At 65.2% G+C, this 14,577-nt stretch carries 12 protein-coding genes and 1 pseudogene; 11 read left to right on the top strand and 2 right to left on the bottom strand.

The annotated features are described in order from the left end of the window. Positions 1–124 precede the first annotated feature (124 nt). The 5 genes from Ssi02_RS28285 (at position 125) to Ssi02_RS28265 (ending at position 4,050) form a co-directional block, all read left to right on the top strand. Positions 125–472: a YbaB/EbfC family nucleoid-associated protein gene (locus Ssi02_RS28285; protein WP_204030639.1), complete on the top strand. Its 348-nt coding sequence runs from the start codon at positions 125–127 to the stop codon at positions 470–472. Next, positions 473–1,072, top strand: a complete 600-nt coding sequence (gene recR, locus Ssi02_RS28280) for a recombination mediator RecR (RefSeq protein WP_204030638.1) — start codon at positions 473–475, stop codon at positions 1,070–1,072. Next, positions 1,065–1,595, top strand: a complete 531-nt coding sequence (locus Ssi02_RS28275; RefSeq protein ID WP_204030637.1) for a DUF5063 domain-containing protein — start codon at positions 1,065–1,067, stop codon at positions 1,593–1,595. The genes recR and Ssi02_RS28275 overlap by 8 nt, the downstream gene beginning before the upstream one ends. 110 nt (positions 1,596–1,705) lie before the next feature. Next, entirely contained in the window at positions 1,706–2,995 is a 1,290-nt protein-coding gene (locus tag Ssi02_RS28270; RefSeq protein ID WP_204030636.1) for an aspartate kinase, read from the top strand. Further along, positions 2,992–4,050, top strand: a complete 1,059-nt coding sequence (locus tag Ssi02_RS28265; RefSeq protein WP_204030635.1) for an aspartate-semialdehyde dehydrogenase — start codon at positions 2,992–2,994, stop codon at positions 4,048–4,050. The genes Ssi02_RS28270 and Ssi02_RS28265 overlap by 4 nt, the downstream gene beginning before the upstream one ends. Before the next feature lie 146 nt (positions 4,051–4,196). Here the strand turns inward: Ssi02_RS28265 and Ssi02_RS28260 are convergent, their stop codons facing one another. Continuing rightward, complete coding sequence (locus tag Ssi02_RS28260) at positions 4,197–4,904, bottom strand: hypothetical protein (protein WP_204030634.1); 708 nt, start codon at positions 4,902–4,904, stop codon at positions 4,197–4,199. 775 nt (positions 4,905–5,679) lie between these two features. Between Ssi02_RS28260 and Ssi02_RS28255 the strand changes: the two genes are divergently transcribed. Next, positions 5,680–6,453 (top strand): bestrophin-like domain, encoded by a 774-nt coding sequence (locus Ssi02_RS28255; RefSeq protein ID WP_204030633.1) that lies wholly within the window; start codon positions 5,680–5,682, stop codon positions 6,451–6,453. Positions 6,454–6,576: 123 nt separating this feature from the next. On the opposite strand, the gene Ssi02_RS28250 is transcribed toward Ssi02_RS28255, so the two are convergent. Beyond that, entirely contained in the window at positions 6,577–7,566 is a 990-nt protein-coding gene (locus tag Ssi02_RS28250; RefSeq protein ID WP_204030632.1) for an ABC transporter substrate-binding protein, read from the bottom strand. A gap of 470 nt (positions 7,567–8,036) precedes the next feature. On the opposite strand from Ssi02_RS28250, the gene Ssi02_RS28245 reads away from it, so the two are divergent. From Ssi02_RS28245 to Ssi02_RS40125, 5 genes and pseudogenes are all read left to right on the top strand, one after another. Further along, positions 8,037–9,377, top strand: a complete 1,341-nt coding sequence (locus tag Ssi02_RS28245; RefSeq protein WP_204030631.1) for an aspartyl protease family protein — start codon at positions 8,037–8,039, stop codon at positions 9,375–9,377. Between the two features lie 532 nt (positions 9,378–9,909). Continuing rightward, positions 9,910–10,323, top strand: coding sequence for a TIGR03668 family PPOX class F420-dependent oxidoreductase (locus Ssi02_RS28240; RefSeq protein ID WP_204030630.1), 414 nt, complete (start codon positions 9,910–9,912; stop codon positions 10,321–10,323). A gap of 1,614 nt (positions 10,324–11,937) precedes the next feature. After that, positions 11,938–12,402: a hypothetical protein gene (locus Ssi02_RS28235; RefSeq protein ID WP_204030629.1), complete on the top strand. Its 465-nt coding sequence runs from the start codon at positions 11,938–11,940 to the stop codon at positions 12,400–12,402. Between the two features lie 398 nt (positions 12,403–12,800). Then, positions 12,801–13,088, top strand: coding sequence for a hypothetical protein (locus tag Ssi02_RS28230; protein ID WP_204030628.1), 288 nt, complete (start codon positions 12,801–12,803; stop codon positions 13,086–13,088). 339 nt (positions 13,089–13,427) lie between these two features. Continuing rightward, a pseudogene (locus Ssi02_RS40125) lies at positions 13,428–13,883 on the top strand (transposase); the annotation flags it as partial. Between the last annotated feature and the right edge of the window lie 694 nt (positions 13,884–14,577).

The following is a 14,577-nucleotide window of genomic DNA, read 5'->3' as shown; positions in this document are numbered from 1 at the left end:
GGGGGCCGGGGCCCGGCCTTCACCCCTCCCTCGCGGGAACACGTGACCGCTCAGTGCAACTGCCGACCCAAACCCCGTAGGCTCGGGAAAGTCACGGACACGGAGTCACGAGGAGCGCACGACGGTGAACCCAGGGGATGTCAACCTGCAGCAGTTGCTGGAGCAAGCGCAGCTCATGCAGCAGCAGCTCGTCAGCGCCCAGCAGGAGCTCAGCGATGCCGAGGTCAAGGGCACCGCGGGCGGTGGCCTTGTGGTGGCCACGGTGAACGGCTCGGGCGAGCTGCTCGAACTCAAGATCAGTCCAGAGGTCGTCGACTCCGGCGACGCCCAGGAGACGGCGGACACGATCGCGGATCTGGTCATCGCGGCCGTGCGCGACGCAGTGCGCGCGGCGGCCGACCTTCAGCAGGAGAAACTCGGCCCGCTCGCCCAGGGACTCGGCGGCGGGCTCGGACAGTTGCCGGGATTCTAGATGTACGAAGGGGTCGTGCAGAACCTGATCGACGAGCTCGGGATGCTTCCCGGCGTCGGTCCCAAGAGCGCGCAGCGGATCGCGTTCCACCTGCTCGCGGCCGATCCCGCCGATGTCAAGCGGCTGGCTCACGTGCTGCTGGAGGTGAAGGCCAAGGTCCGCTTCTGCCGTACATGTGGAAATGTGGCGGCGGAGGAGGAGTGCCGGATCTGCCGGGACGCCCGCCGCGATCCGCATGTCATCTGCGTGGTGGAGGAGTCCAAGGACGTCGTCGCGATCGAGAAGACGCGCGAGTTCCGGGGCCGCTACCACGTGCTCGGTGGGGCGATCAGCCCGATCGACGGCGTCGGCCCCGACGACCTGCGGGTGCGTGAGCTCATGACCCGCTTGGCGGACGGGGTGGTGACGGAGCTGATCCTCGCCACCGATCCCAATCTGGAGGGGGAGGCGACAGCCACCTACCTCGCGAGGCTCGTCAAGCCGATGGGCCTGAAAGTGACCAGGCTCGCCAGCGGCCTGCCGGTGGGCGGTGATCTCGAATACGCCGACGAGGTCACTTTGGGCCGCGCGTTCGAAGGACGGAGGCTGCTGGATGTCTGACGAGTGGAGTGCCCTCGCGGAGAGTGTCGCCGGGCACGCACAGAACTATCTGGACGGGTTGACCCGCCTTGCCCGTGGGGAAGGGGGTGACGCCACCCTGCCGCTGCTGCTTATGGAGGTTTCCCAGGTCAGTCTGGCCGGTGCCCAGTTGGGAGCGAGCCAGGACGTGATTCTTTCCGGCAACTGGGAGCCGCATCTCAGCGAGGATCCCGATCTCGACGAGATTCGTACGGCTCTCGCCGAGCGGCTTGGCCCGGTCGACGACTATGCCGAGGTGTTCGATCCGTACAAGGACACGTCGGTCACGCCGTACCGGCTTTCGGATGATCTCGCGGCGGTGGCGGCGGACTTGATCCACGGGTTGCGGCACTTCCAGGCGGGTCGTCCGCTGGAGGCGCTGTGGTGGTGGCAATACTCCTATTTCAACACCTGGGGCAATCACGCGGGTGCCGCTCTGCGGGCGCTTCAGGCACTTGTCGCGCATACCCGACTCGACGTGGTGGAGGAGCGCACGACTGCCTGACGGGAAGACGTCCTCTGAGCATGAAATGTCCACATTGTGGTCTCACTCAAGTGGCATATTCGAGCGCCGTTAGACTGTGAGCTCCACATCTCTGAGTGGGGAGACATCTCGTGGCGCTCGTTGTGCAGAAATACGGTGGTTCGTCCGTCGCTGATGCGACCAGCATCAAGCGGGTCGCCCAGCGGATCGTCGCGACGAAAAAAGCCGGCAACGACGTCGTCGTAGTGGTCTCCGCGATGGGTGACACCACCGACGAGCTGCTTGATCTTGCCCAGCAGGTCTCGCCGCTCCCGCCGGGACGCGAGCTCGACATGTTGCTGACCTCCGGTGAGCGCATCTCGATGGCATTGCTCGCCATGGCGATCGCGAACCTCGGTCATGAGGCGCGGTCGTTCACCGGCTCCCAGGCAGGTGTGATCACCGACTCCAGCCACGGCCGGGCGCGCATCATCGACGTGACCCCCGGGCGCATCCGGGGCGCGCTCGAGAACAACCAGATCGCCATCGTGGCCGGCTTCCAGGGCGTGTCTCAGGACACCAAGGACATCACCACGCTCGGTCGCGGGGGTTCGGACACCACGGCGGTGGCGCTGGCCGCCGCCCTCGACGCCGACGTCTGCGAGATCTACACCGACGTGGACGGCATCTTCACCGCGGACCCGCGCATCGTGCCTACGGCACGGAAGATCCCGCGCATCTCCTACGAGGAGACGCTGGAGATGGCGGCCTGCGGGGCAAAGATCCTTCACCTGCGCTGCGTCGAATACGCGCGCCGGTTCGACCTGCCAATCCACGTCAGAAGCTCGTTCAGCCAGAAGGAAGGCACGTGGGTGGTCTCTGGTGCCGCCATGCGTGACGCAAACAGCGAAGGAACCGAGATGGAGCAGCCCATCATCTCCGGCGTCGCCCACGACCGGAGCGAGGCCAAGATCACTGTTGTCGGTGTGCCCGACAAGGTCGGTGAGGCTGCGACGATCTTCAAAACCCTGGCTGACGCGGGCGTCAACATCGACATGATCGTGCAGAACGTCTCGGCGGCGGCCACCGGACGCACCGACATCTCCTTCACACTTCCGGCGAGCGACGGTTCGGCCGCGCTCACCTCGTTGAAGAAGATCCAGGACTCCGTCGGCTTCGAGTCGCTGCTGTTCGACGACCAGATCGGCAAGGTTTCGCTGATCGGCGCCGGCATGCGGTCGCACCCCGGTGTGACCGCGAAGTTCTTCGCGGCTCTCGCCGACGCGGGAGTCAACATCGAGATGATCTCCACCTCGGAGATCCGCATCTCTGTCATCGTCGGACAGGACGAGGTGGACACCGCGGTCACCGCCGCCCACCGCGCGTTCGACCTTGACGCCGACCAGGTCGAGGCAGTGGTTTACGGAGGTACCGGACGATGAGCAGGCCCACCTTGGCGGTCGTCGGCGCGACGGGTGCGGTCGGCACCGTCATGCTCGACATCCTCACCCACCGCCCCGACGTGTGGGGCGAGATCCGCCTGATCGCCTCCCCGCGCTCAGCGGGCAAGGTCCTCCAGGTCCGCGGCGAGGACGTCGTCGTCCAGGCGCTCTCCCCGGAGGCCTTCGACGGCGTCGACGTCGCGATGTTCGACGTGCCGGACGAGGTGTCGGCCGAGTGGGCGCCGGTCGCGGTGTCCCGCGGCGCCATCGCGGTGGACAACTCCGGCGCCTTCCGGATGGATCCCGACGTTCCGCTCGTGGTGCCCGAGTGCAACCCCGAGCAGGTGCGCAACCGCCCGAAGGGCATCATCGCCAACCCCAACTGCACGACCCTGTCCATGATGGCCGCGATGGGAGCTCTCCACCGGGAATTCGGCTTGCGCGAGCTTGTCGTCGCCTCCTACCAGGCGGTGTCGGGCGCAGGTGTGGCCGGTTCCGACCGGCTTTACGATGAGGTCCAGGCCCTCGCCGGTGACCGCACGCTCGGCACCGTGGCGGGCGACGTGCGCAAGGCCGTGCCCGACCTGGCGGAGTCGCCGTTCCCCGCGCCGATCGCGTTCAACGTGGTGCCGTGGGCGGGTTCGCTCAAGCAGGACGGGTGGGCGTCGGAGGAGCTCAAGGTCCGCGACGAGTCCCGCAAGATCCTCGGCATCCCCGATCTGAAGGTCTCCGCGACCTGTGTGCGGGTGCCTGTGATCACCACCCACTCGCTGGCCGTGCACGCGAGGTTCGCCAAGCCGATCACGGTGGAGGCCGCGCGGGCGATCCTCGACGCCGCGCCGACCGTCGTCGTGCTCGACGACCCGGCTGCCGGGATCTTCCCGACGCCGGCCGATGTGGTGGGCACGGATCCGACCTATGTCGGGCGCATCCGGCAGGCGCTTGACTTCCCGAACACGCTCGACCTCTTTGTGTGTGGTGACAACCTCCGTAAGGGGGCCGCGCTCAACACGGCTGAGATCGGCGAGCTGGTGGCGGCGGAGTTCAACGCCTGAGGTTTGATACACGCTGCACGCTGAGTGCCGCCGCCCTTGTTTGCCGGGGCGGCGGCACTCAGTTTTTGCGCGGCACTGTTTTGCGCGGCACTGTTTTGCGCGGCACTGTTTTGCGCGGCACCGTTTGATCCGCGCTGAGCGGCTTCCTAGGTGACGAGGATGTCCCAGTGGGAGGGTTCCCTCGCGTAGATGTCGCCGTCGCGGTCGCGGTAGAGGCGGGCGCCGTCACCACGGGTGCGGATATAGCGGTACTTCCGGTTGATGTAGCGGTTGATGCACTTGCCCTGGGCAATGTCCACCTTGTACCCCGCGCCGTGGCTGAAGGGCCCCGGTGCGTGGCCCACCTCGGTGCCCCCGGTGACGATGATCGGACACCCGCTGCGCCGTTTGAGACGGATGACCTCCGTCAGGGTGCCGCGGCGCATCGTCTCCAGCGAGGTGCACCACCGCAGCCAGCGGTGGGAACACCCCCGGGACGACCGCCATCCCAGCCCGGCCCGGCGCAGCCGGAACATCGCCGCCGAATGCGCCATCCGCGCCCCCGCCCGGGCGGCCCGCGCCGCGCGGCGGGGAATGGCACGTTTGAGTACGGCGATGCCTTCGACGGCTTCTGCCGTACCCGCTGTGTCCTGGCTGTCGGCATCCTGGGTGTCGCCTGAGGCGGTTCGGCTGACTTTGCGGGTGTCGTGGTGCTTGTCAGCCTCTCGGGCTGCCTTGGCCTTTGTGGCGGCCTCGTCGGCTTCGGTGGTGTAGATGATGACCGGGATCTTCTCGGCGGCGCTTGTGTCGTCGGGCTGGGCGCTTTCGATGAGTCCGTCCAGGCCGTAGGTCAGCATGACCAGCTGGTGCTGCATGCTTGGCCGGTCCGGTTTTGTGGACTGTGCGGGTGCCGATGAGACGGTGAGCGGTGTGTGCGCGGCTGCCGGCGGTGCGAGGTCAAGCCTGATCGGCGGCGAGTCCGCGGGTGTCTTCGCCGTGGCCGGATGGCCGGTTGAGGCGATAACAATGATCGATATCTGCGTGGCGAACAGTGTGGCCATGGTCAGCCGCACAGCCCCCCGACTGCAGGGACGTATCCACATATGATCTCTTTTCACGGGTGCCCTTCCGCCAAGACGTTCAATCCCACGATTTCGCGTGGATGATCCCTGTCTGGTGGGAGTCTTTACATGATGTCGGCAATCATGGAGCGGATACGTGACTGAGCCTTTATTTTTGGCTCGGCGCGTCACTCTTTGCGGTGGTAGATTCGGGTGCTTGTCTTGGCTATGTGAGGAGCGTGGTTATTTATGCCCGCGCTTGCGCATTAAGCGGCAGCTCGTAGGAAAGATTGGGATTTGTCGGGGTATCGCGTCGCAGGGCGGCTCGTCGTCCCGCGGCGAAGCCGCAGCTCCTCGGCGGCGCCCCGCCGGGTCGGACGCCAGCCGACTTGTCACCATATGACCCGAAAAATTATCTGAAAGCCCCATATATCAAGCTTTGGTGGCCGCATGTGCCTGATCGGCTAGCGGGCGGTGTGTAACAATTTCCACTCAGAGCTGGATTTCTTTGGGAAACACGGTGGAAAGCTCGTGTGTGGCGCGCCGTCCCCTTACTCTCAGTGATGAACAAACTGAGGAGGGACCACGGTTGATCGCGCTAACCATCGGAGTGGCTGTTGCCGTACTGCTCATCGTACTTCTGATTTTGCGGCGAAAAGGCGCAGATAACCATGAACACGGTCCCATCGCCCTGGATTTCGCCGCAAACCTGGCATTGGCCGTATACCTTCTCGTCCTCGCCTACGCCGCCGTACTCTGCCGCGACGCCATCACCGCCGCCAGCACCGACGCCACCGCCGAGGCCGAAACCCTTACCGAGCTCTACTGGACGGTCGCGCCCATACCCGGCTCGGGTGAGATCAGAAACCAGATCAAGACGTACACCTCGCAGAGCATCACCCTCGACTGGCCCCTGATGCCCGAGGACAAGCTCTCCCCCGTGCCCGACACCACGCTGGAAGGCCTCCGCGCGTCGCTGCTCCGCCTCAGCCCCAAGCAAGAGGACATGCGCGACCTCCACAAGGACGCCCTTTCCCTGGCCTCCCAGGTCAGCCACGCCCGCACCATCCGCGCCGAAGACGCCGGCACCCACTTGGAAAGCATCTTCGTGGTGGCCATGCTCCTATCCGGAATGTTCGTCATCGCACTTCCATGGTTCAACGGTGCGAAACCCTCAGGTGCGTCGGTTGTCGGCGACGTCGTCCGGATGACCGTGGTGTTGTTTGGCATCGTCTTCATCCAGATGATCAGCCATCCCTACAGCGGCGCCAGCGCCGTGGAGCCCACCGCCTTCGAGTCGGCCCAGCAGCAGTACAACCGCATCGACGCGCAGTTCCCGGTGGTCACCACCGCCAACAACTGACCTTGTGGACAACCAACCTCGCGGACAACCGACCTTGTGGACAACGCTCCGCCGACGAGACCGTACGGCAGAGCGTTCCCTTGGCTGCGCCGTACGGCGAGAGCCTCGTCCCCTAGCGTGAGATCATCTTGGCCGGGCCGCTGCCAGGCCGCCGGATCCCCATCTCACGAGTGTCGCGGCGTGACCGGCCTGTGCTCCGGTCACCGGATCGACCCGGAAACCACCGAACAGCGTGGGCGTCTCCAACGCCGTGGCCGCCGCCCACAGTGCCGTGCGCTCGGTGCTACCCGCGAGCTGCGCGCAGTGAGTGGCGATCGTGGCGGCGGCAGCCGCTTGGACGACCGGGTAGTCGGGCAAATGTCCAACACGATCAACGTAAGCACGGACAAAGTCGGACTCCGAGACTCCGACCTGAACCTCGTGCCCGGCCCCGGGGAACCACTGCCCGACCCCGTAGACGCCGTCGGCCCTGTCAACCGCCGCACCGAACTCGCGGACGCCGGCCGCCACAGCACACAGGGTCGCAGGAGGGTGTGGTAGAGCCAACGCCTGCCGCACTCTGTCCACATCCTCCTCAAAGGAGCCGGCGCAGAAAAGGTTCCAGCCGCTTTCGAGGTGTGGGGGCGGCTCGTCCTCGACGACCCGAATACCGACAGAGCGCGCGATGGCTGCGGCTCCCGCGGTGACCTGCTCCGCGAAACGCCCCTTGCCTCTATAGAGCCAAAGCGGCGACATATCCCCAGAAGCCGACAGATATCCGAGAAATGGCTCCGCATATCGGCTGGCAGGCGTGAGCACCGACACCACGTGTCCCGGATGGGCGATCTGCACGTCATCCCCTGAACCACCATGGTTCCAGATGAGACGACCCAGGTCAGCCGCGACATCCCCGGCCCTGCGCATCAGGTGGGTGGAATAGGGACCAAGCAGGATGTCACACCGCGCCGCGACCCTCCGCAAGGCGATCTCAACCCCCCGAGGGTCACTCTCGTCGTCCTCGATGACGAGCCCCACAGTGCCGTTGAACGACCGCCACACCTCCAGGCCAAACCGAGCCTGCGTCCCGAACCGGGCATACCTCCCCGACAGCGAAAGCACCGCTCCAACCTCCACCTTCACCCTCCTCCACCTGATCGCTGGGTTCTTCACTGTTGCCTCACCACGGATCGACAGGATCGAACGCGTTCATCATGCGCGGGCTTTGGCGATCGCGGACGACTTCCGTACGTCGTGTGCCGAGCCCTATGACCCCCAGGGAGGATCTCCATACTTCTGGCCGCAGATTCCATGGGGGATAAGCACGTGAAGGAGAGCAATCGAACCGGTCGGCTGGGGATCGCCGTGGGGTCGCCAACGTGCATGCCGACCTGTGCTGGTGCCCCTTATGCTGTGCCCCCCGCGGGCGGCCTTCCGGTTGCCGACAGGCGTGCCGGCCGGCCTGTGCCTGTGACCCGCCACAGGAAGCGAGAGGGGGTGCCACTAGTGAGTTAACGCTGGTGAAACGTGTCGCTTTGTTGTATTACCGTGCGCTCCGCTTCGATCGTCTCGGCGGTGCGCTCAACCACAACACGAGGACACGACGGATGACCCTCCCCAACGATATCCACAACCCCGGCCGGCGGGCATTCCTCCAGCGAGCGGGCCTGGCCGCCGCCGCGGGCGCCGCTCTCCCCCTGCTGAGTTCCACCGCGAGCCCGGCCTTCGCCGCCGTCAGCGGGGACCCGGATCAGCTCTTCAAGCAGGGCAAGTTCTCCGCAGCCGAGCGCGGCTACCGACGCCTTCTGCACAAGGATCGGCGAAACGCGCGCGCCCTCGCCCAGCTGGGCTACATGGCGCTGCTGTCCAACCGGTTCCGCGACGCCGAGACATACTTGTCCAAGGCCGTCGCCCTGCAACCCACCGACATTGCCTCCGCCCAGCGACTCGCTGAGTCTTATGTACGGCGCGATCAATTCGCCCGTGCGGTGCCGCTTCTGCAGGGCACCGGCCGCCCCCGCGACAAGTCGTTCGCCGAGATGTTTTCCCACATCAAGGGCGAGGCCTGGCAATTGTCGGGTCCGCAAAGCACCAGAGTGCCCTTCCACACCCTGGACCCCGTTCCCTCCGTCGAAGCCACACTCAACGGTGGCAAGCCGCAGAAGTTCTGGCTCGACACCTACGGCACACTCGACCTGTCTCCGGAGGTGGCTGAGGCGGCTGGAATTCGCGCCGTGGCCACCATGGAGGGCGGGTTCGCCAACAACCGTCCGATCAACATCTACCTTGGTGTCCTGGAGTCGTTCCGGATCGGTGACATCGAGATGCGCAACATCCCGGTGCAGTGGAGCGACGTGCAAAGGCCGCCCCTCCCTGACGGCTCAGCGGCCGCGGGGGCGTTCGGCACGACGATCTTCTACCACTTCCTCACCACGATGGATTATGCAGGCAAGGCCCTCATCCTGCGCCGCAAAACGGAGTCCCAGCTGCGGAGGTTCCGCGCGGAGGCCGCACGCACCGGCTACGACCGGCTACCCCTGTGGCTGGCGGGCGACCACTTCCCGTGCAGCATGGGCAGCCTCGGTGACTACGGCCCCCGGATGGTCACCGTCGACACCGGCGGCATCGGCGCTGCTTTCGACAGCACGGTGGAAATCGCCAAACAGGTCGGCTTCGAGGTGGACCTCAAAAACCCGATCCCCCAGCCCGGCAACAACAAGCTTTACTGGGCCAAGGGCGATCGCATCAGCCTCGGCAAGGCCGTCCAACGCAACGTCCGCGGCCGCGTGGCTGACAAGGTCTTCCCCGGTTTCCCCGGCCCGGGCCAATCCGCCCAGTTCGGCTTCGACCTGATCGCCAACTTCACCCACGAGTTCTTCAAGCCGTACGCCATCACCTTCGACTACACCAACATGCACCTTTACATCGCGGGCAAGTCACTCCGGTAACAGCTTCTATCCGCGATCACAGCGAATGACGGGACCACATTCGCGGCGGAAGGCAAGATCAACCAAGGTTCACCGCCACTGGCGGGCGAACCTTCCTCTCGCACGGAACGTGTTCCCCACGACAATCGCGAAACACAAGGGCCTCTTCCCCATTCGGCCGGGTCAGAGGCCCTTGCTCACGAGGATGGGCGTTGGCCAGGCGACTGTCTCATCGACTCGGCTGTCGAATCCGGCAGGCAACACGCATTGATATCAGCACGCCGATCTGGGCAAGAGACTGATCGCAAGGACCACCGTTCCTGTCGATAGAGCTGACACCTGGCAACGCGGAGCTGGAAGTCGAGGAGCAAGACCTGCGCCACCGCTGGTTCCCTCGGGCACAGGTCGAGCACATGATCCGAACGGGTGTAATCGTGCTGGCCGCATACACACTGCTACTTCTCGACAACCCGCGGCCTTAGCGCCGGCAGGCCGTACACGGCGTCCCCGCCACGATCAGCTACCTCGGTGCGGGCCGGAGATGGGGGAACCAATGAAGGAAGACCAAGCACGCGAGAGACTGAGCCAGTCCCGCGTAGCTCGGCTGGCCACGGCATCGGCTGACCTCACGCCCCACCTCGTCCCCGTCACCTTCGCCGTCGACGGCGACCACGTGGTCATCGCCATTGACCACAAATCCAAAACCACCCACAACCTGCGAAGGCTCCAGAACATCCGGGCGAACCCCAAGGTGTGTCTACTCGCCGACGAGTACACCGAGGACTGGACCCAGCTGTGGTGGGCCAGAGCCGACGGACGAGCCACCATCCGCGAATACGAGGACCGCCTACCCGCTCTCCACCTGCTCGCCCTCAAATACCCCCAGTACCAGGACCGTGTCCCGCAAGGCCCGGTGATCGATATCGCCGTGAGCCGCTGGAGCGGCTGGTCTTACTTGAACACGTAAGCCCCACGACGAGCAGTTCGACCGCCTGGCGAGCAACGCCTTCGCCGTACGCACAATGGCGGCTGGTCCTACCTGAACCCGTAGCCCCCCACGACGCAGAGCAGTTCGACCGCCTGATGAGCAAGGCCTTCGCCGTACGCATGATGGACTTCGACACCGCCAGCCGAGATGCACGGGTTTCCAATGTCCTGAGACATCACACGGTCATGGAGGCAGGACTCGAACCCACGGATAGCCGGCACGCCTCTGTCACCCGCTTCCCAGATCACCTTTCGATCTTGAAGCACCGCAGTAGACCTGGAAGTGGGAGCAGCACCCCCCGCCGTCGTGATCAGCGAGTACGGTGATCCACCCAAACCCGGCCAGCCTCGGCAGCACGTGCCCGAAACTCCCGGTCTTCGCTGGGGCCATACATCGCCTTGTAAACGCGGAACAAGGTCCACAGGGCAGCTAGACCGGTCACCGCGTTGGCGGGAGCGTTCTGCCACACGGGAACCCTTGCGAGGAGGCCCTCGGCCTGTGGAGGTGTGTGCCCCGCCTCGATGAGGCGGGGCCGAACATGAAGGCGTCGATCCAGGTGGCGCCACGCGCCGCGAACCCCCGTCAATGACCTCAACCCGCTCCGGGGTGACGTGGAGGTTACCGGGGTGCAGGTCGTAGTGCAGGAGTGTGTCCCCGGCCAGCGCGTGATGGCACTGACTGCACTCGCTCCCCGGGATCCACAACTCGACGATGACCGGTAGTCCGGCCGCACGCATCGCCTCGACCGTGACACGAGGCAGGGTAGTACGAATCAGTCACCTCCACAGGACGATCACCGGCCAACATGAGCCGACGTCTCAGCACCACAGGCTCATCCGCCAAGTTGAGTGCCAGGCCCTTCTCCCGCGGAGGGATGACTTGGCTGACCCCCAGAAGGCGTTGCGCACCTTGTTGGCCACTTGCAGCGAGTTCCTCAGACCAGGCATCGCCCTTGTCGCGAGGCGCCAGGTAGAACGCTGAGCTGCCCACCCCACTCGTTGGGTTCACTGTGTCGTCCTCGCCGTAGCCTGCGGAGATCAGCAGGAGCACATCCACACCTTCGAAGCTCTTGACGAGGTGGCGTGCACGCAAAGCCTTCACGCTCCCCGAGTCGACCGCTGCTAACCGTGCGGGTTGGGTCGCGGCACCGGCACCGCCCATTCAGTCCTGCAATTTGAAAGGCGGGCCTGCTGAATTCGTCAGGAGATAATTCCCGCTGTAGTGCTGACAGTACGCGCCGCAGTTAGGCCACGTGTGGCGGTATAGGCAGGCCTGGCACCACGGAAAGTAATGAAATGAGAATATTGAGCCTGGCGAAATGGTCGTGTTAGCTTCGCGACAAGGCAATTCTCGTCACAGGGAGATGGAGGATTTGTAAAGCCATATCTGGAATCATCCGCCTGCCATCGTATCGTTACGCTAGGCATTGCCGCCGTATGTGCAGTCGGCGCAACAATGGTTACCGCAGGGTCCGCCGCCGCGGAACCCTCCCCTGCTCAGCGGCAGATCGCACAGGAACTCGCCATGTTCGTCGGCGGCATAGACGAGACGCAGGCCAAGTAAGTAGGCAACATCGTACGCCTTGAAGGCGACATGAAAATCCTGGTCGACGGCAAGAGCGGCCAGGAGCTCGCGAGGGTGCCCGCGGATTCCCAGCGGGCGCAGGAGGAGGCGGTCGAGAAAAGTGCCGCCAGTGCGGGAGTGACACCCGAAGACGAGGTCGTGGGCAACTGCGGAAGCTCGTGGTTCTACATCATGAACGCACCTGGTAGAGACCTCTACCAGTGGTACACGGGGTTCCGCCTTACCGGGGGCGAAGCCTACGACTTCCAATGGCGAGTCTACATCCAGGACCTTGTGGGAGGCGGTTACTCAAGGTCATGGAGCGATAACGGCCCTCAATGGCCCTCCGCCACCTGGTCGAGTCCGACCGTAGTCGACAGGTCACCGATCAACGGTACCCACCTTGGATATGTGCGCTCCGGTAGCCATGCCATCCTCACAAGCGGCGCAGTATGCTATTCAGGTGGCCCCTCGGACAGCGCAAACGTCTTGTGACCTGAAGACAGAAATGGTTTTCGGACTCGAATAACACATGTTTGGCGGCGGCCTCAAGGTGGGGTTGCCGCCTAAACATGCCTACGCACGGAGGAGTAATCATGTGGTGGCAGGAAAACCGTGTCCCGCTCGATGTCGGCGTCCAGCGGTCACGGGGGCGCGTAGCCGCTATGTGGCCGATGGTGATCGAGACCGTTTTGCCGCCGCCACATGGAAACGGCCACCGTTATCTCAAGCACATGTCGAATCGCCGGTCGGGGCATACTCTGCCGCTGGCAGATGGTGGTTTTGAACATGTGCGGCGTGAGGAGAGGTGCATTTGCCTCCTCCACACGACGACAGCCGTAAAGGAATTCGGCGATCCTTCCTCTTTTGACTTCGGCTATGTCGAAGCAGAATTGCAAGACGACTCCGTAGTGGCCGCCGCCCCCTCCACCGAACGGACGGCACGCCTCGTCCTCCCCGGTGGCGCGAGCCTGGAGTCGCCCATCACCGTCGACCGCGACCAGTGGACCATCGCGCAGTTTCCCGTCCCAGGAGAGAGCCTCGGCCGGAGTGGGACCGTCGGTGTCACCCTGACCGCGCACAGACTCCCGCCGCCCACGTCCGACCTCGTGCTCAAGGCCGCGCCGATCGGGCCCTACCTCGACGGTTGGGAGGCGGTCGTCAACCTGGCGAGCAGGTGAGTTCCTCCGGGGTGCTGCACACGGCCAACGGGCCGCACTCCAGTTCAATGTGAGGTTGCTCGCCACCGGAGCTCCCATAAGTGCGGGCGATGGCCCTCGGCGCCGTACCCGCCTGTCTGATTGTCGCCGCTTTTCTGCCGCACGAAATGTGGTGGCTCGACGCCTCACCCAACATTGAACCTTTTTCATCCTCTGATGCCAGTTCACTGGTCACAGCCTGATCGCGGATCCGGCGTTCACCCCATGACGTAGGAAAGCTCCTGGTAGACGGGTTGATCACCACAACCACACCCGTCGAGCCAGGAGCTTCAGGTGCTTTTCTAGCGTGCCGCCGTCGATTTGTCGCGTTCAACGCTGAACTACGTCGCCGGGCTGATCCGCCGCCGACGCAAGGCCGTACGGTCGGCATGGCGGCTGCTCAACCCGGGGCAGCAGGCGCTACTGGTGCTGGTCCACCTGCGCAAGGGAGAGACTTTCGCCGAGCTCGGAGCCGGTTTCGGGGTGTCGGCGGCCACCGCGTGGCGCTACGTGGAGGAGACCGTGGTGCTGCTGTCGGCGCGCTCCCCGAAACTCGGGCGGGCGCTGGACGCGGCGAAGAGGGCGGGGCCGCGCCACCTGGTGCTGGACGGAACGCTCGTCCGCACCGACCGGGTGCGGGCCGACCGGCCGTACTTCTCCTCGAACCACCGCACCCACGGGGTAAACGTGCAGGTCGTCGCCTCTCCCGAGGGGACGCCGCTGTGGACGTCGGGGGCGCTGCCGGGCGGGGTGCACGATCTGACCGCCGCACGCATCACGGCCACCTTCTCGGCGGCCGCCGCCTCAGCCGCCTCTATCTGTGCCTCCATCGCCTCGGCGTCGTTCAGGAGGTCGCTTGGAGACGGTGTCCAGCGACAGGCTGCCCAGCAGGTCGACGGCGTGGGCGTGCCTGAGTTTGTGAAGGGGGGTGCGGGTCGCCACCTCGTGCTCGCGGGCCAGCCGGACGACCTTGCGCCAGTGGGTCTGGTGCCGGCCCGAGCTGTTGAGGATGCCGCTGCGGGCCCCGGTGAAGATCAGCGCCTTGGGCGGCAGGAGCTCGATGCGCTGCTCCAGCATGCGCAGGTCGGGGCGCCGGCGGGGTCGGCCGCCTGGCCGTTGCCGGCGCGGGTGCCGCGTGTGCCGATCCCCATGCCCCTGCAGCCCTTGGGGTAGCCGTCTGGCCGCCGCTCACCGGCCGCCTCGACGAGGGCCTTGAACCGCTTGGCGGTGGCCTTGGTGTCGCAGGTCTCGCTGTCGCGCGCCCCGTCGCGGCCGCCGCCCTCCCGCCAGTAGACCCGGAAAGTGGTGCCCCGGGGGCCCTTCCTCGTCTCGATCCCTGCCATGGAACCTCCTTGTGACGTGGCGCGCCGGGAGGGCCGTGCCCCCAAATGTGCCCCCAAATCGCCAAACAAAAAGAGCCACCGACCTGTTCACGCAGGTCAGCGGCTCTTTTTGCTGGCGGTGGAGGTGG

Origin of the sequence: Sinosporangium siamense (assembly GCF_016863435.1) — a bacterium.
GTDB lineage: Bacteria > Actinomycetota > Actinomycetes > Streptosporangiales > Streptosporangiaceae > Sinosporangium > Sinosporangium siamense.
Note: the sequence above shows the minus strand (reverse complement) of the source record. Positions and strands in the feature narration are given on the sequence as shown.